The organism is Bathymodiolus japonicus methanotrophic gill symbiont (genome assembly GCF_019721995.1).
Taxonomy (GTDB): Bacteria; Pseudomonadota; Gammaproteobacteria; order Methylococcales; family Methylomonadaceae; genus Methyloprofundus.
The window spans coordinates 173938-198920 of the sequence record NZ_BLYC01000005.1 but is presented as its reverse complement, the minus strand read 5'-3'; the positions used below and the strand labels follow the sequence as shown (position 1 = coordinate 198920).

General features: G+C 45.2%; 35 protein-coding genes, 1 tRNA gene and 2 pseudogenes. 16 read left to right on the top strand and 22 right to left on the bottom strand.

Annotation, left to right across the window (positions count from 1 at the left end; translation table 11 throughout):
• Nucleotides 1–1193, bottom strand: a 1193-nt coding sequence (locus tag K6984_RS09825) for a transposase (RefSeq protein WP_221895360.1), incomplete at its 3' end; no start/stop codon positions are given.
• 315 nt (nucleotides 1194–1508) lie between these two features.
• The gene (locus K6984_RS09820; RefSeq protein WP_221895381.1) at nucleotides 1509–1808 is read right to left on the bottom strand and encodes a hypothetical protein; all 300 of its coding nucleotides are present in this window, start codon (nucleotides 1806–1808) and stop codon (nucleotides 1509–1511) included.
• Between K6984_RS09820 and K6984_RS33085 the strand changes: the two genes are divergently transcribed.
• On the top strand, nucleotides 1786–1914 hold the full coding sequence (locus K6984_RS33085) for a hypothetical protein (protein ID WP_263458596.1): 129 nt from the start codon (nucleotides 1786–1788) through the stop codon (nucleotides 1912–1914). The two genes, K6984_RS09820 and K6984_RS33085, sit on opposite strands and share 23 nt — an antisense overlap.
• A gap of 102 nt (nucleotides 1915–2016) precedes the next feature.
• On the opposite strand, the gene K6984_RS33080 is transcribed toward K6984_RS33085, so the two are convergent.
• The 3 genes from K6984_RS33080 to K6984_RS09810 form a co-directional block, all read right to left on the bottom strand.
• Nucleotides 2017–2148 (bottom strand): hypothetical protein, encoded by a 132-nt coding sequence (locus K6984_RS33080; RefSeq protein WP_263458700.1) that lies wholly within the window; start codon nucleotides 2146–2148, stop codon nucleotides 2017–2019.
• Nucleotides 2145–2354 carry a hypothetical protein gene (locus tag K6984_RS09815; protein ID WP_221895359.1) on the bottom strand — a complete coding sequence of 70 codons (210 nt, stop codon included), beginning with the start codon at nucleotides 2352–2354 and terminating at the stop codon, nucleotides 2145–2147. Before K6984_RS09815 ends, K6984_RS33080 begins: the two co-directional genes overlap by 4 nt.
• Nucleotides 2355–2433: 79 nt before the next feature.
• Complete coding sequence (locus K6984_RS09810; RefSeq protein ID WP_476693188.1) at nucleotides 2434–3510, bottom strand: IS701 family transposase; 1077 nt, start codon at nucleotides 3508–3510, stop codon at nucleotides 2434–2436.
• A 311-nt stretch (nucleotides 3511–3821) separates the two neighbouring features.
• Between K6984_RS09810 and K6984_RS09805 the strand changes: the two genes are divergently transcribed.
• From K6984_RS09805 to K6984_RS09790, 4 genes are read left to right on the top strand one after another with little or no spacing between them, the layout of a single operon-like run.
• The gene (locus K6984_RS09805) at nucleotides 3822–4904 is read left to right on the top strand and encodes an ornithine cyclodeaminase family protein (protein ID WP_221895357.1); all 1083 of its coding nucleotides are present in this window, start codon (nucleotides 3822–3824) and stop codon (nucleotides 4902–4904) included.
• Between the two features lie 3 nt (nucleotides 4905–4907).
• Nucleotides 4908–5213, top strand: a complete 306-nt coding sequence (locus tag K6984_RS09800) for a (2Fe-2S)-binding protein (protein WP_221895356.1) — start codon at nucleotides 4908–4910, stop codon at nucleotides 5211–5213.
• Nucleotides 5210–6604 (top strand): FAD/NAD(P)-dependent oxidoreductase, encoded by a 1395-nt coding sequence (locus K6984_RS09795; protein WP_221895355.1) that lies wholly within the window; start codon nucleotides 5210–5212, stop codon nucleotides 6602–6604. Before K6984_RS09800 ends, K6984_RS09795 begins: the two co-directional genes overlap by 4 nt.
• On the top strand, nucleotides 6601–7707 hold the full coding sequence (locus tag K6984_RS09790; protein ID WP_221895354.1) for an NAD(P)/FAD-dependent oxidoreductase: 1107 nt from the start codon (nucleotides 6601–6603) through the stop codon (nucleotides 7705–7707). The genes K6984_RS09795 and K6984_RS09790 overlap by 4 nt, the downstream gene beginning before the upstream one ends.
• A gap of 580 nt (nucleotides 7708–8287) precedes the next feature.
• Here the strand turns inward: K6984_RS09790 and K6984_RS09785 are convergent.
• From K6984_RS09785 to K6984_RS09775, 4 genes and pseudogenes are all read right to left on the bottom strand, one after another.
• Nucleotides 8288–8446, bottom strand: a complete 159-nt coding sequence (locus K6984_RS09785) for a hypothetical protein (protein WP_221893805.1) — start codon at nucleotides 8444–8446, stop codon at nucleotides 8288–8290.
• A 180-nt stretch (nucleotides 8447–8626) separates the two neighbouring features.
• Nucleotides 8627–8755 (bottom strand): hypothetical protein, encoded by a 129-nt coding sequence (locus K6984_RS33075; RefSeq protein WP_263458596.1) that lies wholly within the window; start codon nucleotides 8753–8755, stop codon nucleotides 8627–8629.
• 143 nt (nucleotides 8756–8898) lie between these two features.
• Nucleotides 8899–9141 carry a hypothetical protein gene (locus K6984_RS09780; RefSeq protein WP_221895353.1) on the bottom strand — a complete coding sequence of 81 codons (243 nt, stop codon included), beginning with the start codon at nucleotides 9139–9141 and terminating at the stop codon, nucleotides 8899–8901.
• A 251-nt stretch (nucleotides 9142–9392) separates the two neighbouring features.
• A pseudogene (locus K6984_RS09775) lies at nucleotides 9393–10484 on the bottom strand (IS3 family transposase); the annotation flags it as partial.
• A gap of 29 nt (nucleotides 10485–10513) precedes the next feature.
• Here K6984_RS09775 and K6984_RS33070 point away from each other — a divergent pair.
• Both K6984_RS33070 and K6984_RS09770 read left to right on the top strand, forming a co-directional pair.
• The gene (locus K6984_RS33070; RefSeq protein ID WP_263458596.1) at nucleotides 10514–10642 is read left to right on the top strand and encodes a hypothetical protein; all 129 of its coding nucleotides are present in this window, start codon (nucleotides 10514–10516) and stop codon (nucleotides 10640–10642) included.
• 27 nt (nucleotides 10643–10669) lie between these two features.
• The gene (locus tag K6984_RS09770) at nucleotides 10670–10831 is read left to right on the top strand and encodes a hypothetical protein (RefSeq protein ID WP_221895352.1); all 162 of its coding nucleotides are present in this window, start codon (nucleotides 10670–10672) and stop codon (nucleotides 10829–10831) included.
• Here the strand turns inward: K6984_RS09770 and K6984_RS09765 are convergent.
• Both K6984_RS09765 and K6984_RS09760 read right to left on the bottom strand, forming a co-directional pair.
• Complete coding sequence (locus tag K6984_RS09765) at nucleotides 10764–11213, bottom strand: transposase (RefSeq protein WP_221895351.1); 450 nt, start codon at nucleotides 11211–11213, stop codon at nucleotides 10764–10766. The genes K6984_RS09770 and K6984_RS09765 overlap by 68 nt on opposite strands.
• 3 nt (nucleotides 11214–11216) lie before the next feature.
• Nucleotides 11217–11354: a hypothetical protein gene (locus K6984_RS09760; protein ID WP_221895350.1), complete on the bottom strand. Its 138-nt coding sequence runs from the start codon at nucleotides 11352–11354 to the stop codon at nucleotides 11217–11219.
• Nucleotides 11355–11366: 12 nt separating this feature from the next.
• Between K6984_RS09760 and K6984_RS09755 the strand changes: the two genes are divergently transcribed.
• Nucleotides 11367–11516 carry a hypothetical protein gene (locus K6984_RS09755; RefSeq protein ID WP_221895349.1) on the top strand — a complete coding sequence of 50 codons (150 nt, stop codon included), beginning with the start codon at nucleotides 11367–11369 and terminating at the stop codon, nucleotides 11514–11516.
• 125 nt (nucleotides 11517–11641) lie between these two features.
• Here K6984_RS09755 and K6984_RS09750 read toward each other — a convergent pair whose 3' ends face one another.
• Genes K6984_RS09750 through K6984_RS33065 form a run of 3 tightly spaced genes read right to left on the bottom strand, consistent with a single transcriptional unit; the run spans nucleotide 11642 to nucleotide 12751 of the window.
• Nucleotides 11642–12403, bottom strand: a complete 762-nt coding sequence (locus tag K6984_RS09750; RefSeq protein WP_221895348.1) for a FixH family protein — start codon at nucleotides 12401–12403, stop codon at nucleotides 11642–11644.
• Entirely contained in the window at nucleotides 12390–12650 is a 261-nt protein-coding gene (locus tag K6984_RS09745; protein ID WP_221895347.1) for a hypothetical protein, read from the bottom strand. The genes K6984_RS09750 and K6984_RS09745 overlap by 14 nt, the downstream gene beginning before the upstream one ends.
• Nucleotides 12620–12751, bottom strand: a complete 132-nt coding sequence (locus K6984_RS33065; RefSeq protein ID WP_263458698.1) for a hypothetical protein — start codon at nucleotides 12749–12751, stop codon at nucleotides 12620–12622. Before K6984_RS33065 ends, K6984_RS09745 begins: the two co-directional genes overlap by 31 nt.
• On the opposite strand from K6984_RS33065, the gene K6984_RS30825 reads away from it, so the two are divergent.
• Complete coding sequence (locus K6984_RS30825) at nucleotides 12708–12914, top strand: hypothetical protein (RefSeq protein ID WP_230988000.1); 207 nt, start codon at nucleotides 12708–12710, stop codon at nucleotides 12912–12914. The two genes, K6984_RS33065 and K6984_RS30825, sit on opposite strands and share 44 nt — an antisense overlap.
• Nucleotides 12915–12916: 2 nt before the next feature.
• On the opposite strand, the pseudogene K6984_RS36085 reads toward K6984_RS30825, so the two are convergent.
• From K6984_RS36085 to K6984_RS09730, 3 genes and pseudogenes are all read right to left on the bottom strand, one after another.
• A pseudogene (locus tag K6984_RS36085) lies at nucleotides 12917–13198 on the bottom strand (TolC family protein); the annotation flags it as partial.
• A 35-nt stretch (nucleotides 13199–13233) separates the two neighbouring features.
• On the bottom strand, nucleotides 13234–13746 hold the full coding sequence (locus K6984_RS09735) for a TolC family protein (RefSeq protein WP_221895345.1): 513 nt from the start codon (nucleotides 13744–13746) through the stop codon (nucleotides 13234–13236).
• A gap of 573 nt (nucleotides 13747–14319) precedes the next feature.
• Nucleotides 14320–14532, bottom strand: a complete 213-nt coding sequence (locus K6984_RS09730) for a hypothetical protein (protein WP_221895344.1) — start codon at nucleotides 14530–14532, stop codon at nucleotides 14320–14322.
• A gap of 12 nt (nucleotides 14533–14544) precedes the next feature.
• Between K6984_RS09730 and K6984_RS09725 the strand changes: the two genes are divergently transcribed.
• Complete coding sequence (locus tag K6984_RS09725) at nucleotides 14545–14694, top strand: hypothetical protein (RefSeq protein ID WP_221895343.1); 150 nt, start codon at nucleotides 14545–14547, stop codon at nucleotides 14692–14694.
• 286 nt (nucleotides 14695–14980) lie between these two features.
• Here K6984_RS09725 and K6984_RS09720 read toward each other — a convergent pair.
• Nucleotides 14981–15065, bottom strand: a tRNA-Leu gene (locus K6984_RS09720).
• A gap of 107 nt (nucleotides 15066–15172) precedes the next feature.
• Between K6984_RS09720 and queA the strand changes: the two genes are divergently transcribed.
• The 3 genes from queA (at nucleotide 15173) to K6984_RS09705 (ending at nucleotide 20724) form a co-directional block, all read left to right on the top strand.
• Complete coding sequence (gene queA, locus K6984_RS09715; RefSeq protein WP_221895342.1) at nucleotides 15173–16216, top strand: tRNA preQ1(34) S-adenosylmethionine ribosyltransferase-isomerase QueA; 1044 nt, start codon at nucleotides 15173–15175, stop codon at nucleotides 16214–16216.
• Between the two features lie 420 nt (nucleotides 16217–16636).
• Complete coding sequence (gene mfd, locus K6984_RS09710) at nucleotides 16637–20092, top strand: transcription-repair coupling factor (protein WP_221895378.1); 3456 nt, start codon at nucleotides 16637–16639, stop codon at nucleotides 20090–20092.
• Nucleotides 20089–20724, top strand: a complete 636-nt coding sequence (locus tag K6984_RS09705) for a CsiV family protein (RefSeq protein ID WP_221895341.1) — start codon at nucleotides 20089–20091, stop codon at nucleotides 20722–20724. The genes mfd and K6984_RS09705 overlap by 4 nt, the downstream gene beginning before the upstream one ends.
• A gap of 312 nt (nucleotides 20725–21036) precedes the next feature.
• Here the strand turns inward: K6984_RS09705 and K6984_RS09700 are convergent, their stop codons facing one another.
• The gene (locus K6984_RS09700) at nucleotides 21037–21525 is read right to left on the bottom strand and encodes a hypothetical protein (RefSeq protein WP_221895340.1); all 489 of its coding nucleotides are present in this window, start codon (nucleotides 21523–21525) and stop codon (nucleotides 21037–21039) included.
• Nucleotides 21480–22328: a transposase gene (locus tag K6984_RS09695; RefSeq protein ID WP_221895339.1), complete on the bottom strand. Its 849-nt coding sequence runs from the start codon at nucleotides 22326–22328 to the stop codon at nucleotides 21480–21482. The genes K6984_RS09700 and K6984_RS09695 overlap by 46 nt, the downstream gene beginning before the upstream one ends.
• 392 nt (nucleotides 22329–22720) lie before the next feature.
• On the opposite strand from K6984_RS09695, the gene K6984_RS09690 reads away from it, so the two are divergent.
• Entirely contained in the window at nucleotides 22721–23011 is a 291-nt protein-coding gene (locus K6984_RS09690; RefSeq protein ID WP_221895338.1) for a hypothetical protein, read from the top strand.
• On the opposite strand, the gene K6984_RS33060 is transcribed toward K6984_RS09690, so the two are convergent.
• A complete protein-coding gene (locus tag K6984_RS33060) occupies nucleotides 22956–23078 on the bottom strand; it encodes a hypothetical protein (protein WP_263458697.1) in 123 nt (40 codons plus the stop codon). The two genes, K6984_RS09690 and K6984_RS33060, sit on opposite strands and share 56 nt — an antisense overlap.
• Nucleotides 23079–23090: 12 nt before the next feature.
• Between K6984_RS33060 and K6984_RS09685 the strand changes: the two genes are divergently transcribed.
• A complete protein-coding gene (locus tag K6984_RS09685) occupies nucleotides 23091–23237 on the top strand; it encodes a hypothetical protein (RefSeq protein WP_221895337.1) in 147 nt (48 codons plus the stop codon).
• A 10-nt stretch (nucleotides 23238–23247) separates the two neighbouring features.
• Nucleotides 23248–24072 (top strand): transposase, encoded by an 825-nt coding sequence (locus tag K6984_RS09680; protein WP_221895336.1) that lies wholly within the window; start codon nucleotides 23248–23250, stop codon nucleotides 24070–24072.
• On the opposite strand, the gene K6984_RS09675 is transcribed toward K6984_RS09680, so the two are convergent.
• Nucleotides 24051–24281 (bottom strand): hypothetical protein, encoded by a 231-nt coding sequence (locus K6984_RS09675; protein ID WP_221895335.1) that lies wholly within the window; start codon nucleotides 24279–24281, stop codon nucleotides 24051–24053. The genes K6984_RS09680 and K6984_RS09675 overlap by 22 nt on opposite strands.
• Nucleotides 24282–24983: the final 702 nt, after the last annotated feature.

Sequence of the window (24983 nt, the reverse complement as noted above, 5' to 3'; positions counted from 1 at the left end):
ATTTGCTCTGGGTGAAGGAGAAGGCAATGGTCAAACAAAAGACTCAGAATCAGGCCACGGCTTGATCCCTCTTCATCTAATTGTTTGGCCTCACGCCCCCATCCTTCATAAAGCTTCCAGTCCTCAAAGAAAACCTCAATCAGCCATCTCAACGTATAGGCTTGAATAATATCTTGTGTGCGCCAAGTCAGGTCTGTCGCCACTAAATAGCGATAGTCGTTTTCACCGTCATATTTTAAGGCAATGACAAAGCGTTTTTTACTGTGAGAACTCACCTTTAATCGTGCACTGCTGACAGTCACTTTAATCTCTTTGCCGCCACGTACACGTATTATCTGATCAATGCCTTTGTTAATCGAATTAAAGTAGCTCTCGACTGACCTTATTCTACCTCTATATTCAATATTTTGGTTTTTACGTAATTGGCTAATCACCTGCGAGCCTCCAGATTCTTTAGCGGCTTCGTCCATAAAGGCTTTTTCACCATACAGCGCATCAGCCAGTACGCCTTTAATTTTAATCAGGCTATGCGCAACTTTAAACTCTTTTAATAAGCCTAATGCAATCTCTGTTTTGGTCGGGTAGGCACTGTCACGTTCAGGCTTAATAGGCCGATCTTTTTTTGCTATACCGCTCTTTTTCAACCGTTTATCTTCTTTATCCCACTGCTTTAAGGCTGGATCCGGCATATAAAAGAAAAAACCGACAGGCACTGTAATGGATGAGGTAACTAGCAGCAATAATACTATCGTTTGTCCATTAACATACCCGCCGGAGCCTTTGTGTTTCTGCTTGTAAACCTTATAAATACGTTTTGTAGACTTAGATCGTGCTCGGTCTGATTCATCAAAGGCCAACACACCTTCAGTAATGCCATAACGTTTTAAAATTAAGACCACACTCACCCGTAGCAACCAGTCCCAGGGTATACTTGCTTTACGAAACACCCAGGATAATGCGGCTACTTTGCAATCTCCAAGGCTTGCTCGCTCAAACTTAGCCCAGCAAACAGAGTTCATTAGCAGTATGCACGTTAAACAAGTGCCCAACCAAGCGGCTTGCGCTGTCAGCCCCGGACGGGCTGATAGTCTCCAGAAGGCGCAGGGAAATTTGCCAATCCGAAGTGCGCGATAGCGCGCGAGGGAGGCTAAAATTTTATCCCGAATAGCCGTAGAGCCATTTGTGGTAGCCATGACTGAGCTGCTTTGTGCTCAGTCTGTGGCGGACGCAGGGCGGCTGGAGCATCTCCTATTCGCTGCGTAGGTGAACGAATTACGGCGACAGGAGTCCCGGAATTTCGTGAGGTAGCATGGCGCGCCTGAATCCGTGTCAAAGCGGCTCCGGGTTTTAGCTGATTGAGCGCATCATTTAAATCGTCAATATAGCTTTGGATAAAGGTGGCTGGGGCATTCATTAACATGGGCTTACACCGATAAAATTACAACAACCTCAGAATACCTGATTTTACCTTCTCAATATCAAAAACTTGAACATCGAGTGTCAGCTACTCAATAATTGGGAAACTTCAGTTTAGGAAACAGGTCGTTAATAAAGATTAAATCACCTGTGCCCCAGGTAAGTATCTGCCGGCCAAATTTAATATCCATAAATGAAAATGGACTAAAGGCAATATTTGCTTCACGTAAGTCCACCCAGCCATTACCTGTTTGCAGGTCTGCATGCTGATTTAGCGCGATAGGGTCATAAAGAAAGTCAGAGACGATGTTTATTGACACCGGGCCGATATCTTTTTGCAGGTCGATTTGTAACGGGGAGTCGCTATTTTTGCGAAAGCTTGTTTTGGGCATCCCAGCCCAAGCAAGCAGCAAAAACTTAACGCGACCACTTATGCCTCCGGCGGCCCCGATTCGTCCTCGTCACCTCGTCCCGACCCAACAAGGGGTCGGAACATAGGCTCCAAATGACTTGACGCCGTGTCGGATGGCCTTTTATTTTGTCTCCACCTTCGCTAACGCTCAGACTCCGACAAAATAACGGCCCTACGGCTATCGCGGACTAAAAATCATCACTTCGCTTAGGCTCCGTTTCCCTGATTTTCAGCGGACGCGTTTCACCTAAAGAGAACTGGTCTTCGTAGGGATCATTCTGGGTGCGCACGCCACCGCGTATGTCCCAGAAGCCACTCACATTAACAAACGGCTCATCGGGATCAAATAGACTAAAGTTTTCATCTTCGTCTTCTTGGTCTGTCTGACTACTTTCGCTGTCAGCCCCGGACGGGCTGATAGTCTCCAGAAGGCGCAGGGAAATTTGCCAATCCGAAGTGCGCGATAGCGCGCGAGGGAGGCTAAAATTTTATCCCGAATAGCCGTAGAGCCATTTGTGGTAGCCATGACTGAGCTTCTTTGTGCTCAGTCTGTGGCGGACGCAGGGCGGCTGGAGCATCTCCTATTCGCTGCGTAGGTGAACGAATTACGGCGACAGGAGTCCCGGAATTTCGTGAGGTAGCATGGCGCGCCTGTGGTTGGTCACTGCCTGCGCATTTCGACACTGACTTTTCTGACTCCCTATGTCTTGCTTGAGCTCTTTGAACCCGGATTCTATTTTCCATCGCGCACCATAATACTCAATAATCTGTGTGACGGATAAACTTAGATCGGTCGTAAACAAAGCAATCCACTGTGTGCGACGAAACACCCAGACAACCTGAACGGGTCGTTTCAATGTTTTCAGCATGACAACGCGACTATAAGCCCTGACTTCACGCTGTTTTCCATAGAGATTCACGGTATACGATCGGGCCTTTTGTTGTACTGTTTTTGCCATGTCTGTGGCTGCCCCGAGACGCTGCCCGTACTTTTTATTCCGCCCCCTCTGCTTGGGTTTTCTTTTTTCTGGACGATCGTACAGTACATTATTGCACCTTAACCTAGAGAGAATATTAAACCGGCTTCCGATAGCTTTGTAAACAGGCTTCCATAGGCCATTGTTGCCAAACCAGCTATCAGTGACTGTCAATATAGGAGCGGTGGAAAAATGTTCTGCAATTGCAATCAGCATTTGAGCCGCCTGAGTCATCTTGGTCTGGAAAGGAACGACATCACCTCTTATCGTGGCGGTTTCTTTTTTTTCCTGAATTGTTTTTAAGGGTAGATAAAATCGGAAATCTAAAAATAGGCACGCCCAGCGACCTTTGACCTGTTTCAGCAACCCTACCGATACAATGTTTTTTGCCCATGGATATTTGCTTTGATTCGATTTGGCCGCGTGGTCAAAAATGGCTTCACAGCCGAAGATCTTCTTGCCTACTTTAGTGATAATGGATTCATCCAGTGCAACCAATATGCGCCCATCTGTTTCAGGAGACGGAATCAGCTCCCAGATAGTTTTCCACAGCCCAGCCCACGGCAAAGTTGAAGAAGCCATGAAAGTGTAAAAGCGCTTATTCTTGATCTCAAACCCAAACAACGTATCAAGGCAACGCCAAAGATTAGATGTCATCGACGACGTAAAGGGAACGATAATAGACAGGATCGTGTAAACAAACAGAGAGGCTCGTTCGCGGCCTAAAGTGGTTTTGTAAAAATGATCTTGAAGTGGAAGTAAAGTATCGCGTAAAATGAATATGAATGAGGCCTGTTTGTTTGTATAATCAATGTGTTAGAAACTTTCATTATACACTAAAACTAGGCCTCATTCACGATTAACCTGTTGTTTTTAAAAATAATTCAAGGCTTTTAGTCAGCGGAATGTCATTAATATTAGTAATATCTAATATTTCAGAAAAATAAGCATTAGCTGATATTCTTATGCTTTAAAAACTAGGAAACTTCAGTCTAACTATAACTCAGGATAACCAAATGGCATCTCATCAAGAGAGCACAAAAGCTTCACATAATGTCGGTTTTACCTATCTTTCCCAGGAAGATTTACTAGATGCTGGCTGTTTCGATTTGCGCATGGCAATTGAAGTCGCCGAGAAAGCGATGCTTGCCTATGAAGATCACCGCATTATGTTTCCGGAAAAGGTTGTACAGATTTTTGACCCCGTTAGTCAGGATCGCATTAACTGCCTGCCTGCGACCTTGCTAGATGAAAAAATCTGCGGCGCAAAATGGGTATCGGTTTTCCCACGTAACCCAAAAAAGTATGATGTACAAAATTTATCAGCCATCTTTATTTTATCCGAAATCGAAAAAGGCTTTCCCGTTGCGGTTATGGAAGGCACGCTTGCATCAAATATGCGGGTCGCCGCTATCGGTGCGATTGCAGCAAAGCACTTATCCCGCAAAGATAGCCGCAGCATAGGCTTTATTGGTGCTGGCGAGCAGGCAAAAATGCACCTATTAGGCATGAAAGTGGTGCGCCCTGGCATAAAAGAATGTCGAGTGTCAGCTAAAACCGCACTGGAAGAAGAGCAGTTTATTGATGAACTATCACCTATTCTGCCGGATATAAATTTTATCAGAACCAATACAGTCGCACTCGAAGCCATGCAAGGAGCGGATATTCTTGTCACAGCAACTAGCGCACAGGCGCCATTACTCAAAGCAGAATGGATGAAGCCCGGCGCTTTTTATAGCCATATCGGCGGCTGGGAAGATGAATATGCAGTTGCGCTGCAGTGCGACAAAATTGTCTGCGATGACTGGGATACCGTGACCCACCGTACTCAAACACTGAGCCGCATGTACAAAGAAGGGCTACTCTCGCACAACGATATTCATGCCGACTTGCATGAACTGGTCTCAGGCCATAAACCCGGGCGTGAATCAGATGACGAGCGTACCTATTTTAATGCCGTGGGACTGGCCTATGTGGATATCTCACTTGCGCAAGCAATGTTTAAGCGAGCTGAATCATCACATATCGGATTAAAACTTGACCTGCAGGAAACCATGGTCTATGAGCACCATAATATTATCAGTAAAATCAGGCTATAAACCATGTTTAAACAGCTCCAAAATAATGACCTGGGAAACCTTGAAGTAACTCTTGATGGCTGCAAGATTCTGGTGCCACAAGGAACAAGCGTAGCTGCCGTGGTATTAGCGCAAGGATTACGTTCCACGCGCACAACGCCCATATCGAACAGCCCACGCGCGCCATTTTGCATGATGGGTGTCTGCTATGACTGCCTGATGATTATCGACGGCAAAGCCAATCAGCATAGCTGTGCGACTTATGTAAAACAGGGTATGCACGTTGAGACACAACAAGGCGTAGGCCCCGCTTTGGGAGATGCCAGATGAGAGATCACTATCAGTTAATTATTATTGGCGCAGGGCCCGCAGGTCTTGCAGCCGCTGTCACCGCAACGAATCACGGCATTTCCTGTGCGTTGCTGGATGAACAGGCATCCCCTGGTGGACAAATTTACCGCGCTATCGAGTCCGCTCCAGCAACACGCGCGCAAGTATTAGGCTCCGAATATCAGCAAGGAAAAACACTCGCCGAAGAATTTCGTGCATGCAGTGTCGAGTATTTCCCCGAATGCAAAGTCTGGTCACTTAATAGCGAACGGGAAGTGGGAGTATTGTATAAAGATCAGAGCAAAATCATTAGTGCAGATCAGGTTCTGGTTGCCAGTGGCGCAATCGAGCGCCCCGTACCTTTCCCGGGCTGGACATTACCAGGAGTCATGCAGGCAGGCGCAGGACAAATCCTGTTTAAATCTGCCGGGGTTATACCCAGTGATGGTGTAGTCCTTGCTGGATCGGGACCATTACTGCTTTTACTCGCCTGGCAATATATGCAAGTCGGCGTTGAGATTAAAGCCATGCTGGATGTTACCCCACACAGTAACTTCTTGAGCGCATTAACTAAATTTCCCCGAGCCTTGTTAGCCCATCATTATCTAACCAAGGGGCTGATTTATCAACGCGACCTGAAGCGGGCCGGCATCGTTAGCAAGATGGCCGTCAGCAATCTAAAAGCAGAGGGTAATGGCGAATTACAATCGATCAGCTATCGACACCTTGGCCGCGAGCATTCAATAGAAACGGGTTTATTAATGACTCACTTTGGCGTTATTCCAGATATCTGGCTTACGCAGGCTGCAGGTTGCCAACATCGCAGGGATAGCAGCCAGCAATGCTGGCGGCCCCAGCATAATGAATGGGGTAATACGAGTATAGACGGTATTCTCATTGCTGGTGATGGTGCTGGGATTAACGGCGTCCGATCTGCCGAATATGCCGGCCGCCTCGCAGTGCTACAGGCTTTATTTTCTCTGGGTGTTATTTCACAGGCCGAGCGTAATCAGCAATCGATCAATCCGCGCAAACAGATGCGCAAAGAGCGCCATATCCGGCCATTTCTGGAAGCCTATTTCGCAATTCCACAGAACATGCTGGCAACCACCGATAAGAGCACGATTATTTGCCGCTGTGAGGAAATTACCGCCGGTGAAATCCGTGCTGCGGTCGATAATGCCCATGGCGACAGTAACCAAGTTAAATACCTGTCTCGCTGTGGTATGGGGCCTTGTCAGGGTAGACAATGTGCCAATGCTGTTGCGCATATTGTTGCCGATGCAGGAGGAGAAGCCATATCCGATAGCAGCCTTTTCCGCGGACGACCACCGGTTGCGCCGCTAACATTAGCACAGCTGGCAAGCCTGTCAGCGGAGAACGCATCATGAATACCGATATACTTATTATTGGTGCCGGGCTAATAGGCACCTCTACTGCCTTGCAATTAGCTATGCGTGGATGCCGCTGTATAGTTATAGATAAAGCCAGTCCCGGACGACATGCATCTGGTTCTAATGCCGGGGGGTTACGCCAGCTAAACCGCGATCTAGCTGAAATCCCGCTCAGCGTAGCAGCTGCTAAAATGTGGCACAATATTGAAAATCTGGTGGATTCAGATTGCGATGCGCGATTTCCCGGACAAATACGCGTAGCAGAAAATCAGTCTGATATGCACAAACTGGAACAACGCGCCGCGATGGTTCGATCTATGGGCTATCAGCATGAAGAAATGATTGGCCGCAAAGAACTTTTTCAAATCGTTCCAGCCCTCGCCCCGCATTGCATCGGTGCATTAATTTGCCGGGAAGATGGTTATGCGCGCCCTTACCATGCCTTAACCGCATTTCGCCAGAAAGCAGAGTCTCTGGGCGCAAGCTTCCACTCAGATTGTGAAGTGTACAATATTACTCAGGAAGGTGACGGCTGGTCTGTGCGCACCTCTCAGGGCACTTATAACAGTAGCATTGTGGTAAATTGCGCCGGCGCCTGGGCGGGCGAACTTGCAGCACAAATGCAGGAACCGGTACCGCTAACACCTAAAGCCTTGATGCTGATGGTGACTGAGCGCCTGCCCCATTTTGTCGATCCCGTAATGGGCGCAGAAAGTCGCAAGCTATCCTTTAAGCAAATGCAAAATGGTACGCTGATTATTGGCGGCGCGCTGGTTGCCAAACTTGATTTTGAACAGGAACGCACCGATATCGACTGGCAGCAGCTCGCAGCAAGTGCCAAAACCGTGCTGGATTTTTTTCCACAACTGCAAGATGTGCGCATAGTCCGTGCCTGGGCTGGGATTGAGGGCTTTATGCCGGATAATATCCCGGTGATCAGTGCCTCACACAAAGCGAATAATGCTTACCACGCCTTTGGTTTTTCTGCACATGGCCTACAGCTTTCCCCTGTGATTGGACTTATTATGGCGCAGCTTATACTGGATGGCCTCTCTGAATTGCCCATTGAGCCGTTTAGCATTAGCCGGTTTAATCATTAAAAAATTGGCTTATCAGCTTTTAAAAACTAGACGATTATTTTATTTCCATCCCCCTTATTCTACCCAGCATAGATTAAATACAACTAACCACAAAAAATATGATATTATTCGATTATGCAAGTTGCTTTCGGTAATTGTATAGAAGGCTCTGTAACCCTGATACTTTCAACATAGAAAACAAGTTGAGTGCAAGATTATAGTACAATATATTGATTTAAAAATATTTTCCTGATTACCCGTAACTATCAACCATACTTCGTCATTCCTGCATGCCGTTAGCAGGGTCTCGTAGGTTTAGCATAGATTCCTGATAAAAAATTCGGGAATGGCGTGATTTTTAACCTACTGAAGCTTAAAGTTTTATTCTACTATGGCTGAGAATTGTACGTAATCCGGAAATTTTTTAAACAAACCTTAGCTACACCCATATCAGGTTAAACGGACATCTTTAAGAGTCTTATAATCAATAGCTTACATTAGAAGTCGTGAGCAGCTTATTTTTCTAAGTTAAGCGAGGTGTGTTATGAAAACTCAAACAAAAGCTCAACAAGATCATAGTCTCTTTTTCCTGTTTTTCTCATCAGTGTTCCCCTATCAATTGAGGCCGTGAAACTAACCTCGCCACAAGAGAGCTCATAAAGCACTGTAAAGACATTCCTGTTATTATTGCGTTTTGAACTGCCCGAATGGTATACGAGCTGATACGAGATATTCTTGCCTGGAAAAATAATGGATTCACAAAACGATCTCGTTTTTGGGCCTGTTGCTGCCGCTGAAAATCAGGGAAACGGAGCCTAAGCGAAGTGATGATTTTTAGTCCGCGATAGCCGTAGGGCCGTTATTCTGTCGGAGTCTGAGCGTTAGCGAAGGTGGAGACAAAATAAAAGGCCATCCGACACGGCGTCAAGTCATTTGGAGCCTATGTTCCGACCCCTTGTTGGGTCGGGACGAGGTGACGAGGACGAATCGGGGCCGCCGGAGGCATAAGTGGTCGCGTTAAGTTTTTGCTGCTTGCTTGGGCTGGGATGCCCAAAACAAGCTTTCGCAAAAATAGCGACTCCCCGACTTATCTCCAGAGCCTCGCTATATTTTTTATCCGATGGATGAATCAATTCTGGCTGTTGTGTTTTTGAAATCTCTTCAAACACGCGCATTAAATTATAGCTCATTGCAGTCAGGCGCATTTGATTTTCAAGTGAGCGGGTATTGGAAGACCAAGCTTTCGCTGAAAATCATGGAAACGTAGCTTAGCGAAGTGGTGATTTTTAGTCCCTGATAGGCGACAGGGCAATTCGCTGATTCGACGTGTGCTAGCAGCACGCGAGAGGAGCAAGAATTGCATTCCGAATAGCCGTCCAGCCAGTGAGGTAGTAATGACGAAGCGGCTTTTGTGCGTAGTCGTTGCGGACGCAGGGCGTTCAGGGCATCTCCCATCCGCTGCGTAGGTGAACGAATTATGGCGACAGGAGTCCCGGAATTTCGTGAGGTAGCATGGCGCGCCTGAGTTTCCTTGAAATTACTTTTAGTGTTATTGAATGTCTTTTCAATCGTCCATCGCTTGAAATACAGCATGACAATGGTTCCAGGGTTAATAGTCATTGGCAAGGTTGTCACAAACCGGTGAAGTTTTCCGGTTTCTGGATCACGGTAACGGTGTTTTTCAAGATAGTTTTCGCCTAAATTATTTAAGCCGCTTCATCAGTCCTGTCAGGATTTAATGAAACTGGCCCTGTAGCATCCCAGTTTCTGGTTGAGCCAGACCATCTGGAAGGTTTTTCTTTTTTTTCTTTTTTCTTCTGGAGATATAATTTATCTCGCATTTCAAGAATATTTTTGTCTTTTCCTTCATGTTGTTCCGCAGGTGTGACGAATTTTATTTTGCTGTGCCGGTGCTCGTTGTTATACCATTCGACAAAGTTACCTACCCATTCCCGGGCTTCATCAAGACTATCAAAGCCACTGCCAGGCCAGTCAGGACAATACTTTACCGTTCTAAACAAAGCTTCAGAATAAGGGTTGTCATTACTCACTCGTGGGCGGCTGTATGAGCTGGTTAAGTTTAAATCATACATTTTGCTGCGCAAGGTGAGTGATTTCATTGGTGCGCCATTATCAGAATGGAGCACCAATGGGTTATACATCATTTTTTCCTTTAATAGGCTACGCTCAAGTAGTGTAGCGGCATCTTCGCCACTTTCTTGTTCATACACTTCAGCCCCGACTATTTTTCGGCTATAAATGTCCTCTATCATATATAAATAGTAGAACTGACCCACGATGGGTGTTGGCATGTAGCTGATATCCCACGTCCATACCTGGTTCGCTTTTTCTGCGATATAACTCGTTGGTTTGGAGGTGTTTTTGCGCTCTTTAGCCCGCCCTCTATGTGTGACTTGTTCTGCTTTATGCAACACTCGATAAAATGATGATTCGGAGGCAATGTAGATGCCTTTGTCTGCCAGGATAGGGACGATTTGACTCGGTGGTAAATTGGCATACTCGTCCTCATTACAGGTCATTAAAATAGCAAGTTGCTCATATTCGCTTAATTTATTATTAGGAGATGAACGTATGGCATCCGACCTTCTATCGGCCTCTACTCCTCCGTTAACTTGCCAGTTTTGTAAGGTACGAATGCTGATACCAACAATATCACAGGCTTTGCCCTTTCTGGCACCTTGTCCAATGGCTTCATTGATCCATGTGACATAATTTACGCGCTCTGAGTGAGGAATTAAGCGTCCTCGTTTTCCTCCCAGAGCGCATCCAGCTTTTTTCTAAGCACCAATGCGGGGAGTCGCTATTTTTGCGAAAGCTTGTTTTGGGCATCCCAGCCCAAGCAAGCAGCAAAAACTTAACGCGACCACTTATGCCTCCGGCGGCCCCGATTCGTCCTCGTCACCTCGTCCCGACCCAACAAGGGGTCGGAACATAGGCTCCAAATGACTTGACGCCGTGTCGGATGGCCTTTTATTTTGTCTCCACCTTCGCTAACGCTCAGACTCCGACAAAACAACGGCCCTACGGCTATCGCGGACTAAAAATCATCACTTCGCTTAGGCTACGTTTCCCTGATTTTCAGCGAAGGCCACTGTTTCTGCAAGTGCTTTCTCTTTGCGATTAAGCTCTTTCTTTAATTTTTTGTTTTCACTACGTAATTGTTTTAATACGTTTCTATCTGTTTTTTCTTGCGTCGCGTTTTGCTCTGATCCTTTAATAAAATGGGTCTTCCAGGACTCAAGTTCAGCTTTATAAAGCCCATGTGTACGACAATATTCATTACACTCTTGCTCGCTCAGGGTACTTGTTTCTATAATGGCTGATAATTTTTCCTCGGTTGTCCACTGTATAGGAGAATGGCTTGTGTTTTTAGTGTTTTTGCACTTCTTATCAACATAAGTTTGCTTCCACGTATACAGCGTTCCGTAAGGAATATTTTCGGCCTTAGCTAATTCAGGTACGCTCATATTTAAGGGGGGAAGCATTTTGTTACTGAAGTTTCCCAATAATTATTTATGGTAAAATTGAAACCAGGCGCGCCATGCTACCTCACGAAATTCCGGGACTCCTGTCGCCGTAATTCGTTCACCTACGCAGCGAATAGGAGATGCTCCAGCCGCCCTGCGTCCGCCACAGACTGAGCACAAAGCAGCTCAGTCATGGCTACCACAAATGGCTCTACGGCTATTCGGGATAAAATTTTAGCCTCCCTCGCGCGCTATCGCGCACTTCGGATTGGCAAATTTCCCTGCGCCTTCTGGAGACTATCAGCCCGTCCGGGGCTGACAGCGTATGCTACAACTATATGAAAAAATAGTCTTTTCATTCGTTTCAAATGCTATTGCCTAAGGGGAATTAAGTAGGGGTTTGCTATAAACATGGCAAAACCACCTAAAATAAACCTCGATACACCAGCATTGTGTATTTCAGCTACTCAATAATTGGGAAACTTCAGTACCGTAAATAACGGTTCACCTTTTTGTACCTGCTTGCCTATATAGTCCGCATTTAGCGTACCTATCCAGGCATCATATTTAAGATTAATATCCACCAGACCGGATTCATCATAGCTAACCCGGGCTGCCGCATGGATAGTTTTAGTCATCTTCTGACATAGCACTTCACTGGTGGTCACGCCGATTAGTTGCCGTCGATAGCTATCCACTACAAACATTCCTGTTTGTTCATCTACATGCTCAGCCGATGTTTGCCTGGGCGCCATAGCACTTGAGGTAGCGCTGCTTAGTTTTAGACCCGCACGGCTGGTATTCATATCAAAAACCAGCTCAGCCTTACCCAGTGCAGGCGAAGTAATCTGTATAGCCAGCGGCCAACTACCATTCATCGGCAGGCTAAAATGCCCCTGATAAAACCCGTTGCCTGATTGCTGTACATCCACTACTTCGAGCATTGCCGGCATTGAGCCCATCGCGGGCATTTCTGAACTGGCTTCGAGCGTCGCGTCACTAACAGGCTGATCCTGTTCGTTGCGGATTAATATTCTCAGCGTGTTATTGCCAATTTTAGGCTTGGCAGGGGCCAGCTTAATCTGCACTTTGAAGGCCCCAGCATAATATGTGCTACCAATATTTTCCAACTCAGCAGTTTTTTTATCTGGCTGCTGCAGAAAATAGAACCCTAGCCCAGTCAGTAGTAGCAAGACTCCAACAATAAACTTGAGACTATTTTGTTTCACTGCTGCCTTCCCTGTCACTGTTTATAGAAATTGTGGTCACACTACCCACGGCATATTCAAGCTCGGCAAAACGCCGGTAAGTATCGGCCAGCGCCCGCTCAGTTTGTAATTGTGTTTGCATACGGTTTTTTTCGCTACTGATCAGGGTGAGAAAATCACTTTTTCCTGCCCGGTAATCGGCTATTGCAGCATGCAGATTTTCATCAGCGAGTGGCGTTAGCTGTCGCTGAAAATCCAGGCGCGCCATGCTACCTCACGAAATTCCGGGACTCCTGTCGCCATAATTCGTTCACCTACGCAGCGGATGGGAGATGCCCTGAACGCCCTGCGTCCGCAACGACTACGCACAAAAGCCGCTTCGTCATTACTACCTCACTGGCTGGACGGCTATTCGGAATGCAATTCTTGCTCCTCTCGCGTGCTGCTAGCACACGTCGAATCAGAGAATTGCCCTGTCGCCTGTTTCATCCTGGCTTGCGCTATTTTTTCGGCAGCGATGCGTTTGGCTTGACCCAGCGGCAAGTTAATTCCCACGCCTATGGTAAAGCGCTTATCCTCATTATCCCATAGACTATTGTAACCAGCCGAGAAATCAAAGTCGGGGTAATATTCCAGCGCCGCAAGTTCCATCTGTGTTTTACTCGCATCGAGATTCGCTGCTAATACTTTTAGCTCGGGACGCGACTGTCGTGCTTTGCTACGTAGTGTTTTTAATTCAGGCAAGAATTGAATTTCTGCCAGGCTATGTGGCGGTGGGATAAATGCATCGGGCGAACGGTTCAGCAGGGTATTCATTCGGGCAAGGATAGTTTGCTGTTCACGGTGTAAGACTATCTCGCCTGATGCTTGAGCAAATTCCGCTCAACATCGGCACGCAAAGCATCCTGCTTACTCGCCAGCCCTGCTCCGTAACGAGTCACGGCGATTCTACGAAACTCATCGAATAAATCCCGGTTAACTTGATTGATCCTAATGGCTTGATGAACATAATACCAGTCGGCAAACAGGGACTTTGCCGTTCTAGCCAGGGCTAGTTTTACTGCAGCAATATTTGCGTACTGGGCATCTGCCAGGTGCTCTGCCACTTCCCCACGCAGACGTAGCTTCCATGGCCAGGAAATTTTATGGGATAGTTCAAAGCGCTGCCCGTAACTGGTATTATTGCTGCCTATGGTGAGGGGTGCCATGGTATAGCGAAACTGCGGATCAGCCCAGGCTGATTGAGGTGCTGCTCTCGCACTAGAAGCCTCCCAGACTGCCTGCACCACTTCCATTTGTGGATTGGCTTGTAATATATCTGTGGGTAATTGCGCGGCTTGTATAGAATCGCCGGAGTAAATCAACTCCGATTCATTAGCCTGTGAAATAGAGTGGCTGTATTAAGAACTGAAGTTTCCCAATTATTAAGTAGCTGAAATACACCATGCTGGTGTATCGAGGTTTATTTTAGGTGGTTTTGCCATGTTTATAGCAAACCCCTACTTAATTCCCCTTAGGCAATAGCATTTGAACCGAATGAAAAGACTATTTTTTTCATATAGTTGTAGCATAGTTTCAATTTTACCATAAATAATTATTGGGAAACTTCAGTAAAGTGGGTGTTGCACTTGATAACATAGGTGCATCCAACAATGAAGTACTGCACTATAAACATAATCAGCTTTGTTTAGAGCAGTAATTTGATACCCTCATTGACGACATCCCATTACCCTAAAAACCGCAGTTGAGCACAGAATTTGTGGAAAACCTGTGCAGAGGAGTACACTCACCCAACAAGTGACAAGTTTTTACGATCACTATATTAATATTCAGCTGCTTACAATGTTTTATACTCGATGTTCAAGTTTTTTAACTGATTGATTTTATTGATAATTTTACTGACAAAGAAAGCATCAACATCATTGTAAATCAATCACTTATAAAACAAAGCCGGAAAAATTTACTTTTCTTAGCCCAGTTATAGCTGAAAACTTGAACATCGAGTTATAGCGGTCAACCGCTGTCAGCCCCGGACGGGCTGATAGTCTCCAGAAGGCGCAGGGAAATTTGCCAATCCGAAGTGCGCGATAGCGCGCGAGGGAGGCTAAAATTTTATCCCGAATAGCCGTAGAGCCATTTGAGGTAGCCATGACTGAGCTGCTTTGTGCTCAGTCTGTGGCGGACGCAGGGCGGCTGGAGCATCTCCTATTCGCTGCGTAGGTGAACGAATTACGGCGACAGGAGTCCCGGAATTTCGTGAGGTAGCATGGCGCGCCTGTGCGGTTTCTAGGGTTACGCTCGGTCGAGCCTGAAGACACAAAAGAGCGCTCACTTGACTGCAGAATGGGTATTCGAACCTTCGGGGCAGCGGATACTCTCCTGATGACGAGCGCAGGACGCGCCTACAGGAAGGAGACCTTGAAATACCTACAGAGCAAAAGGGTAGTCTGCCATGCCTGTGCAACCAGACAGGCATGAAAGATACCATAATTGCTAGAAAACAATACCATTATTGATATGTATACGGACATAAAAAAAGCCCAATGCTACGTAAACATTGAGCTTTTAGTGTAATCAATCTGCATTAGAACATTCTAATGGTACCGAGGGCCGGAATCGAACCGGCACTTCCGAAGAAACCGGATTTTGAATCCGGCGTGTCTACCAGTTTCACCACCCCGGCATAGAATATGCTAATAATTATAAGTAATCTTTTTTTATATTGCTAGAAAATTCTATAAAATAGACCCTTTTATTAATTGAGCGGCTTAAGCACTGAATATAGCAAGCATGAAAAAAAGTGATTTTTACTATGAACTTCCTGATGAATTAATTGCTCAGCAGCCATTGCCCGAACGTAGTGCAAGTCGTTTATTATGCCTTGACGAACACAGCAATGCGATTACTGATAAGCAGTTTAGTGACCTACTGGAACTGCTACATAAAGATGACCTGCTGGTGTTAAACAATACCAGGGTTATCCCTGCCCGCCTGTTTGGCCATAAACAATCAGGCGGGAAAGTTGAAATTTTGCTTGAGCGTGTATTGAGCGATGGTGAAGTTCTGGCGCATATGCGCTCTAGTAAATCGCCTAAAGCCGGCGCAATAATCGAATTAGATGCGGGCTTTCAGTGCCTGGTTCTGGGGCGTGTTGATGACTTATTTCACCTGCAGTTTCAAGGCGAACTGGCACTGGCAGATATTTTAGAAGATATTGGGCATATGCCACTGCCGCCATATATAGACCGTGCGGATAATATAACTGACCAGACCCGGTATCAAACGGTTTTTGCTCAGCAAAGCGGAGCAGTTGCTGCGCCAACTGCGGGACTGCATTTCGACGCTGCTATGCTGGATAAAATTCAGGCCAAGGGAGTTGAAATTTCCTATGTTACCCTGCATGTGGCCAGTGGAACATTCAGGCCTGTCAAAGTAGAGAACCTGGCAGAGCATGTGATGCATAAGGAATACTTTGAGGTTCCGCAAGCCACTGTTGAGGCTGTAGAACAAGCTAAAAACAAAGGTGGTCGTGTGGTAGCAATAGGCACGACTGCAATGCGCTCACTGGAATCCGCTTCTCGAAACGGGCATTTAGAAGCCTGTCAGGGCGATACGGATCTGTTTATTACCCCTGGGTATCAGTTTAAGACGGTTGACGCGATGGTGACTAATTTTCATTTGCCTGAATCAACCTTACTCATGCTGGTTTCTGCATTTGCAGGGTATGAGCGGATTAAAAAGGTCTATCAACATGCGATTACTGCAAAGTACCGGTTTTTTAGTTATGGCGATGCGATGTTTATTCAGCGTAAACATTTACCCTGGGCGCTTTGAAATGTTGGTTGTATGATACTTACGGAATATAGGGAAGAGTAATGCACGTTTCCCCGTATTACGCTAAAGCAGGATACGGTCAACATTAGCTTGATGAAACATCGCCTAGTTCTTCATGCTAAATCAAGTGCATGGTAAACTACTGCGTATCTTGTATTGCCTGGCGGACTGAAGTCCGCTCTACAATTTTTACGACTTCAGCTTAATAACTGAAGTTTCCCAATAATTATTGATGGTAAAATTGAAACTATGCTACAACTATATGAAAAAAATAGTCTTTTCATTCGTTTCAAATGCTATTGCCTAAGGGGAATTAAGTAGGGGTTTGCTATAAACATGGCAAAACCACCTAAAATAAACCTCGATACACCAGCATGGTGTATTTCAGCTACTCAATAATTGGGAAACTTCAGCTTAATAATGTCAGATATTCAACCTATTTTTTTACCCGACGTTCCGCATAAAATTAAACAGCCTCTATTCTGGTCTGGTTTAACAGGTTGCGCTGATTCTCTTGCGATTGCGACAGCGATAAAAAACGAATCTCGCTTATTTGTGGTGCTAACGCCCGATAGCCAGACCGCTTTGCGACTGGAACATGAACTGTCTTTCTTTCTACAGGATAAATACCCTATTCTGCATTTTCCTGATTGGGAAGTCCTGCCATATGATGTTTTTTCTCCCTTACCTGAAATTGTCTCCGAACGGCTAAAGGCGCTATCAAAACTACCTGAAGTAACGCGTGGCGCTCTGGTCTTGTCAGTGGCAACCTTAATGCATCGCCTGGCACCTCGGGAGCATATATTAGCCAATAGCTTTTCCATTGATATAGGTAGTATTTTTAATCTGGACTTAAACCGTATTAAGCTAGAAGCCGTAGGTTATCAATGTGTCTCGCAAGTTGTGCAGCATGCCGAGTTTGCAGTACGGGGCGCGATTGTGGATTTATTTCCGATGGGGAGCGAGTACCCGTTTCGTATCGAGCTGTTTGATGAAGAAGTCGAATCTATCAGAACCTTTGACCCGGAAACCCAGCTCTCTATAGAGAAGGTTGATAGCATACAGCTCTTTCCAGCACGTGAATTTCCATTTACTGATGCGGCGATCAATCTTTTCCGGCAGTCATTTCGTGATGCGTTTCCGGATAATCATCAAAATAATACTTTGTATCAAGATGTCAGCAAGGGAATTACTCCCAGCGGAATTGAAGCATATTTGCCCTTATTTGTTGAGAGCACAGAAACACTGTTTGACTACCTACCGCCTACTACCGCTTTTATATTGCCGGAAAACCTAACACAGTTTAGCCAGCAATTTATTGATGAAATTGACGAGCGCTTTCAACAGCGCAAATATGACCTGGAGAGGCCACTATTAGCACCGGAAAAGTTATATATACAGGCAAATGAATTTATCCAGCACATAGAGCAATTTCGCCGTGTGTATATTAGTTCAAAGGTAGAGAATAACTCGTGGCAGGCTAAAAGTGTTGATTTGCCGGAAGTTACGATAGACCATAGGTTAAGAGAGCCAGCCAGCCGGTTAAAGGCATTTGTAGCGAACAGCGACAGTCGGGTGTTATTTGTGGCTGAAACCGCAGGGCACAGAGAAGCCTTAATCGATAAATTACGCAGCTATAAAATCAGTGTAAAACAGTTGGATAACTGGGGGCAGTTTATACAGGCTATTGATTCCCCCTGTATCGTGGTTGCTCCTTTAGACCATAGTTTATATCTACAGCAGGCAGGACTTGCGATTATTACCGAAAGTCAGCTAACAGGTGATAAGGCGCAGCAAAGGCGCAGGCGCAAAAAGTCAGCGGCGCGTGAGCTGGAAAAAATCGTCAATAATCTAAATGAGCTTACCGTAGGCGCGCCGGTGGTGCATCAGGAGCATGGAGTCGGACGTTATTTAGGTCTGCAGGTCTTGAAATTTGGCGATATAGATGCCGAGTTTCTTGCGCTGGAATATGCCAATGAAGATAAGCTCTATGTGCCAGTTTCGGCTCTGGATGTTATAGGGCGGTATACCGGTGTTAATCCTGATACAGCCCCCTTGCATAGATTAGGTGGTGACCAGTGGAGCAAGGCGAAGAAAAAAGCGCTGGAGAAAATTCATGATGTGGCCGCCGAACTATTAGATATTCATGCCAAACGCGCATTGAATAAAGGGCATGCATTTATGTATGAGGAAAGTGAATGCCTGGCTTTTGCCGATGCTTTTCCATTTGAAGAAACCCCAGATCAGCAAACCTCGATTGACAGTATTATTGAGGATATGTCATCCAGTCTACCTATGGACCGGGTAGTATGCGGCGATGTCGGCTTCGGTAAGACCGAGGTTGCGATGCGCGCGACCTTTATAGCTGCACAAAGTGGCAAGCAGGTCGCGGTGTTAGTGCCAACTACTTTATTAGCACAGCAGCATTTTGAGAATTTTCGCGACCGTTTCGCTGATTGGCCGTTTCGCATCGAAGTGCTATCGCGTTTTATTACTCCCAAACAGCAAAAAATCATTATCGCAGACCTGTCAGCAGGCAAGGTCGATATTGTGATCGGCACGCATAAATTACTTTCTAAAGATATAAAATACCGTGAACTGGGCTTAGTAATTATAGACGAGGAGCATCGCTTTGGTGTGCGCCAGAAAGAGCACTTTAAAACAATACGCCAGGAAGTTGATCTCTTGACCCTGACCGCAACACCTATTCCGCGTACCCTGAATATGGCGATGTCTGGTTTACGCGATGTTTCAATTATTGCCACCCCGCCCGCTAATCGGCACTCAATTAGAACTTTTATCACAGAATGGATTGACTCATTGGTTAAAGAAGCCTGTCAGCGTGAATTGAAACGCGGTGGGCAGATGTATTTCCTGCATAATGATGTTAAGTCGATGGATAAAATGGCGCGTGAACTGGAGAAATTAGTACCCGAAGCGCGAGTGGAAATTGCGCACGGGCAAATGCCTGAACGCGAGCTAGAACGCATTATGCTGGATTTTTACCATCAGCGATTTAATGTCTTACTTAGTACGACGATTATAGAAAGCGGTATCGACATACCTACGGCGAATACCATTATTATTAATCGCGCCGATAAGCTGGGTCTGGCGCAATTGCACCAGTTGCGTGGTCGGGTCGGACGCTCGCATCATCGCGCTTATGCTTACTTTATTACCCCACCGAAAAAATTAATCAGCAAAGATGGTCTCAAGCGTCTAGAAGCCGTGGAATCTTCCGGTGAACTGGGCGCTGGATTTTTATTATCCACACATGATATGGAAATACGTGGCGCAGGTGAGCTATTAGGCGATGGGCAAAGTGGACAAATTCAGGAAATAGGCTTTACTCTTTACACTGAATTACTAGACCGCGCGGTGAAAGCCTTAAAATCAGGCAAGCAGCCAGAATTAAATGCGCCGATGCATACGGGTACCGAAGTCGATTTGCAAACAGCCGCACTGATTCCGGAAGATTATTTACCGGATATACATGCACGATTAGTGTTATACAAGCGCATTTCCAGTTGCGACAATAAAGATGATTTGCGCGACTTACAGATAGAAATGATAGACCGATTTGGGCTGTTGCCCGAACAGGTAAAAGTATTATTTTCGATCACTGAATTAAAGCAACAGGCGGAAAAAATAGGCATCAAGAAAATTGATGTTTATGATGAAGGCGGACGGATACTATTTAGTAGCGATCCAAAGCTAAATATGCAGCAGTTGTTGATATTGATCCAGACGCAGGCACATATTTATAAATTTGAAGGCGGAGATAAATTGCGCTTTACGCAGAAATTCGCTACAACAGATGACAAAATAGCATTTTTTAGCACTTTATTGGCACAATTAACGGACGATGATTTATGAGCTATCGATTGAAAATTCAGTACGTGCAGCACCAATTTTGGCAAGCAAAGATCAAAAGATATTTTTTAACACCAAAGCATGATTTCAACAATACATCTATTCACCAAAAGAAAATTGGTGCTGTATTTGCACTTTTAATTTTTTGCTTTAACAGCCGGGCGTTAGCCGATCAACGCTGGTTTCAGCTTGAGTTAATAGTATTTCAGCAACACGCACCTACTAGCGAACAATTTGAGCAAACGACCACAGAAATCACCCCCGTAAACCGCCATGCTCAAGCCAGAGTAGGCAACAAAACCTTGCAAAATACCTATAATAGATTACGCAGATCCGCCGCCTATCGCCCCTTTCATTATCAATCATGGAGAATTCCGGTAGCCAGTGGCAGTGTTAGTCTACCTATTGATGTTTCCGAGCCTGATATAGGCTTAAACGGCTGGATAAAAATTCAGCGCGGGCACTTGTTACATGTCATTGCCGACCTGGAGTTTAGCCCAACAGAATCAGCCGGTGTAATCTATCGCTTAAATGAAAAAAGACGGGTGTTGTTAAATGAAGTGCATTATTTAGACCACCCGAAATTTGCTGCCATAATAAAAGTATCACCCCTAGAAATGGAGAATTTGCAATGAATATAAGAAATAGTGCGTCTGTTGTGCTACTGGTATCAGTGAGCGCCTGTCAAAGCATGCCGGAAAGACCTAGTGATCTGGTCGATTGCCCAGAAGTAAGGCCGCAAGTATGTACCATGATCTATGCACCGGTCTGCGCCATGGAAGAAAATGGTCAGTTCACCAGTTATTCAAGTGACTGTACGGCGTGTAGCCATAAGGAAGTTGTCGGTTATCATTCCGGTGTATGCACTAAGGAAAACAAAGGGATTCGATGAAAGAAAAACTCTAGCCCAGTCTTCGATTTTTAAGTCACAATCATTGATATATTCATCAGTGTTCCCCTATCAATTGAGGCCGTGAAACTAACCTTGCCACAAGAGGGCTCATAAAGCACTGTAAAGACATTCCTGTTATTATTGCGTTTTGAACTGCCCGAATGGTATACGAGCTGATACGAGATATTCTTGCCTGGAAAAATAATGGATTCACAAAACGATCTCGTTTTTGAGCCTGTTGCTGCCTAATCTCCAGAGTCTCGCTATATTTTTTATCCGATGGATGAATCAATTCTGGCTGTTGTGTTTTTGAAATCTCTTCAAACACGCGCATTAAATTATAGCTCATTGCAGTCAGGCGCATTTGGTTTTCAAGTGAGCGGGTATTGGAAGACCAAGCTTTAGTTTCCTTCGCTGTCAGCCCCGGACGGGCTGATAGTCTCCAGAAGGCGCAGGGAAATTTGCTAATCCGAAGTGCGCGATAGCGCGCGAGGGAGGCTAAAATTTTATCCCGAATAGCCGTAGAGCCATTTGTGGTAGCCATGACTGAGCTGCTTTGTGCCCAGTCTGTGGCGGACGCAGGGCGGCTGGAGCATCTCCTATTCGCTGCGTAGGTGAACGAATTACGGCGACAGGAGTCCCGGAATTTCGTGAGGTAGCATGGCGCGCCTGGAAATTACTTTTAGTGTTATTGAATGTCTTTTCAATCGTCCATCGCTTGAAATACAGCATGGCAATGGTTCCAGGGTTAATAGTCATTGGCAAGGTTGTCACAAACCGGTGAAGTTTTCCGGTTTCTGGATCACGGTAATCCACCACATTAAATTTGATGCTCTTGTTTTCGTACACACTGTATGCTTCAACCCCTGTATTGATCTCATGGCGGGAGTCAAAAGGGATAGACTCAACCAGAGTCGCAATTGAATTTTCTTTTAGCATTGAAATCATGTAATTAGCATGTCGTTTCTGCCGATCCCACCAGACAAAGTCGGTGACGGCTTTATCGTAGACATAGAGATGTTTCTGAGAGCTGTTATTTCCCTTGTTTTGCTTTTCAATATGATCTCGTAACACAGGTATTTCTTGATGTCTCTGAGTTCCGTTTGTCAACAGACAAAGAAATCTGAGCAACCCACTTCTGAGATTCAACGCGTAAATCCCCCCGGCCGCATAAACTTTCCCCTTGCTGTTTTTTTCAGTATGGCAGGCATGATCAATAAAATGTCCATCCGCTGCTTCTATGGTGTATTCGTCAAGTTCCGGGAATGCTTTAAGATAATCAATGCCTTGCGATAGCAGTGTTTCAGCGTGAAGATGATAGCTCTGCTGTTCAAATGCCTCAAGCATACTTGTTCGTCTATGCGACTTCAGTGATTTAAAATACGTTGAGTGGGGAAGCAGCTGGCCATAAATCTGTTCATTGGTTTGGAGGAAATGGCGACCACTATCGACTACACTGATACAGCGTAATAACCCAAGGCGAATAAAGTCGATCGCTGAAAATCACATCAGTGTTCCCATTGAAAGAAGAAGTACCTAAACAAAGCAGCCTATAACCTACCTGAAGGTAGCACCACTCGAATATTTCCATCTTTTTGATTTTAATCACTTATAACAGCAAATAGACACTCTGTAGGCACCGTAAAAAAACAACAAATAATTTCAAATAAAGCTTGCAATTGCCGAAAAAATTTTTCTAAAAATTTCCGTTTTAATCACCTCATAAACGGATATCACCCATGCTTAAAGACCTACCACTCTCTGAACATATTCACCAACACTGCAATGAAAGTATGGAACGTGCCCTGTTAGCAGAGCGTCATCCTTTGTGGGCTCGTTCATGCCCAGAGTTGAAGGATATCGACTTTATTCGCCTTGGGTTATTACGCTGTATCAGTGTAGTCGATAGTGGTCGCCATTTCCTCCAAACCAATGAACAGATTTATGGCCAGCTGCTTCCCCACTCAACGTATTTTAAATCCAGGCGCGCCATGCTACCTCACGAAATTCCGGGACTCCTGTCGCCGTAATTCGTTCACCTACGCAGCGAATAGGAGATGCTCCAGCCGCCCTGCGTCCGCCACAGACTGAGCACAAAGCAGCTCAGTCATGGCTACCACAAATGGCTCTACGGCTATTCGGGATAAAATTTTAGCCTCCCTCGCGCGCTATCGCGCACTTCGGATTGGCAAATTTCCCTGCGCCTTCTGGAGACTATCAGCCCGTCCGGGGCTGACAGCGACTGAAGTCGCATAGACGAACAAGTATGCTTGAGGCATTTGAACAGCAAAGCTATCATCTTCACGCTGAAACACGGCTATCGCAAGGCATTGATTATCTTAAATCATTCCCGGAACTTGACGAATACACCATAGAAGCAGCGGATGGACATTTTATTGATCATGCCTGCCAGACTGAAAAAAACAGCAAGGGGAAAGTTTATGCGGCCGGGGGGATTTACGCGTTGAATCTCAGAAGTGGGTTGCTCAGATTTCTTTGTCTGGTGACAAACGTAACTCAGAGACATCAAGAAATACCTGTGTTACGAGATCATATTGAAAAGCAAAACAAGGGCATCAAATTTAACGTGGTGGATTACCGTGATCCAGAAACCGGAAAACTTCACCGGTTTGTGACAACCTTGCCAATGACGATTAACCCTGGAACCATTACCATGCTGTATTTCAAGCGATGGACGATTGAAAAGACATTCAATAACACTAAAAGTAATTTCAAGGAAACTAAAGCTTGGTCTTCCAATACCCGCTCACTTGAAAATCAAATGCGCCTGACTGCAATGAGCTATAATTTAATGCGCGTGTTTGAAGAGATTCCAAAAACACAACAGCCAGAATTGATTCATCCATCGGATAAAAAATATAGCGAGGCTCTGGAGATAAGGCAGCAACAGGCTCAAAAACGAGACCGTTTTGTGAATCCATTATTTTTCCAGGCAAGAATATCTCGTATCAGCTCGTATACCATTCGGGCAGTTCAAAACGCAATAATAACAGGAATGTCTTTACAGTGCTTTATGAGCTCTCTTGTGGCGAGGTTAGTTTCACGGCCTCAATTGATAGGGGAACACTGATGGAAAATCATGGAAACGGAGCTTAGCGAAGTGTTGATTTTTAGTCCCTGATAGGCGACAGGGCAATTTGCTGATTCGACGTGTGCTAGCAGCACGCGAGAGGAGCAAGAATTGCATTCCGAATAGCCGTCCAGCCAGTGAGGTAGTAATGACGAAGCGGCTTTTGTGCGTAGTCGTTGCGGACGCAGGGCGTTCAGGGCATCTCCCATCCGCTGCGTAGGTGAACGAATTATGGCGACAGGAGTCCCGGAATTTCGTGAGGTAGCATGGCGCGCCTGATCCTTCAACTCTGGGCATGAACGAGCCCACAAAGGATGACGCTCTGCTAACAGGGCACGTTCCATACTTTCATTGCAGTGTTGGTGAATATGTTCAGAGAGTGGTAGGTCTTTAAGCATGGGTGATATCCGTTTATGAGGTGATTAAAACAGAAATTTTTAGAAAAATTTTTTCGGCAATTGCAAGCTTTATTTGAAATTATTTGTTGTTTTTTTACGGTGCCTACAGAGTATCTATTTGCTGTTATAAGTGATTAAAATCAAAAAGATGGGAATATTCGAGTGGTGCTACCTTCAGGTAGGTTATAGGCTGCTTTGTTTAGGTACTTCTTCTTTCAATGGGAACACTGATGGATATATTAGATAAATTAAATTTTACGGCATTACGCGGCGTATTTTGGCATTTTTTTAATTCTTGTTTTTAGTATGTGCTGTGTGAATTGTTAGTCACTATTTTCGAACGCTGAGAAAAATATTTTTGATACAACATAAACCTATTTAAGAAACTGCTAGCACTAATGGCTAATAAACATTCTGTACACACTTGGATGCTTATTTAGTTCCAGCTGCTAAACCCTACGCCGACTGAACAAGTACCGTTATAATATACACCATTTACTAGCTACAATAATC

What these genes read in the sequence shown, in the direction of transcription:
- K6984_RS09820 (WP_221895381.1), bottom strand. Translation starts at nt 1,808, where the DNA reads ATGCCCAAAACAAGCTTTCGCAAAAATAGCGACTCCCCGTTACAAATC.
- K6984_RS09815 (WP_221895359.1), bottom strand. Translation starts at nt 2,354, where the DNA reads ATGGCTACCACAAATGGCTCTACGGCTATTCGGGATAAAATTTTAGCC.
- K6984_RS09805 (WP_221895357.1), top strand. Translation starts at nt 3,822, where the DNA reads ATGGCATCTCATCAAGAGAGCACAAAAGCTTCACATAATGTCGGTTTT.
- K6984_RS09800 (WP_221895356.1), top strand. Translation starts at nt 4,908, where the DNA reads ATGTTTAAACAGCTCCAAAATAATGACCTGGGAAACCTTGAAGTAACT.
- K6984_RS09795 (WP_221895355.1), top strand. Translation starts at nt 5,210, where the DNA reads ATGAGAGATCACTATCAGTTAATTATTATTGGCGCAGGGCCCGCAGGT.
- K6984_RS09790 (WP_221895354.1), top strand. Translation starts at nt 6,601, where the DNA reads ATGAATACCGATATACTTATTATTGGTGCCGGGCTAATAGGCACCTCT.
- K6984_RS09780 (WP_221895353.1), bottom strand. Translation starts at nt 9,141, where the DNA reads ATGGGAGATGCCCTGAACGCCCTGCGTCCGCAACGACTACGCACAAAA.
- K6984_RS09770 (WP_221895352.1), top strand. Translation starts at nt 10,670, where the DNA reads ATGGCCTTTTATTTTGTCTCCACCTTCGCTAACGCTCAGACTCCGACA.
- K6984_RS09755 (WP_221895349.1), top strand. Translation starts at nt 11,367, where the DNA reads ATGGCTACCACAAATGGCTCTACGGCTATTCGGGATAAAATTTTAGCC.
- K6984_RS09745 (WP_221895347.1), bottom strand. Translation starts at nt 12,650, where the DNA reads ATGGCGCGCCTGGATTTTCAGCGACAGCTAACGCCACTCGCTGATGAA.
- K6984_RS30825 (WP_230988000.1), top strand. Translation starts at nt 12,708, where the DNA reads ATGGGAGATGCCCTGAACGCCCTGCGTCCGCAACGACTACGCACAAAA.
- K6984_RS09730 (WP_221895344.1), bottom strand. Translation starts at nt 14,532, where the DNA reads ATGGCTACCTCAAATGGCTCTACGGCTATTCGGGATAAAATTTTAGCC.
- queA (WP_221895342.1), top strand. Translation starts at nt 15,173, where the DNA reads ATGAAAAAAAGTGATTTTTACTATGAACTTCCTGATGAATTAATTGCT.
- mfd (WP_221895378.1), top strand. Translation starts at nt 16,637, where the DNA reads ATGTCAGATATTCAACCTATTTTTTTACCCGACGTTCCGCATAAAATT.
- K6984_RS09705 (WP_221895341.1), top strand. Translation starts at nt 20,089, where the DNA reads ATGAGCTATCGATTGAAAATTCAGTACGTGCAGCACCAATTTTGGCAA.
- K6984_RS09700 (WP_221895340.1), bottom strand. Translation starts at nt 21,525, where the DNA reads ATGGCTACCACAAATGGCTCTACGGCTATTCGGGATAAAATTTTAGCC.
- K6984_RS09695 (WP_221895339.1), bottom strand. Translation starts at nt 22,328, where the DNA reads ATGCTTGAGGCATTTGAACAGCAGAGCTATCATCTTCACGCTGAAACA.
- K6984_RS09690 (WP_221895338.1), top strand. Translation starts at nt 22,721, where the DNA reads ATGCTTAAAGACCTACCACTCTCTGAACATATTCACCAACACTGCAAT.
- K6984_RS09685 (WP_221895337.1), top strand. Translation starts at nt 23,091, where the DNA reads ATGGCTACCACAAATGGCTCTACGGCTATTCGGGATAAAATTTTAGCC.
- K6984_RS09680 (WP_221895336.1), top strand. Translation starts at nt 23,248, where the DNA reads ATGCTTGAGGCATTTGAACAGCAAAGCTATCATCTTCACGCTGAAACA.
- K6984_RS09675 (WP_221895335.1), bottom strand. Translation starts at nt 24,281, where the DNA reads ATGGGAGATGCCCTGAACGCCCTGCGTCCGCAACGACTACGCACAAAA.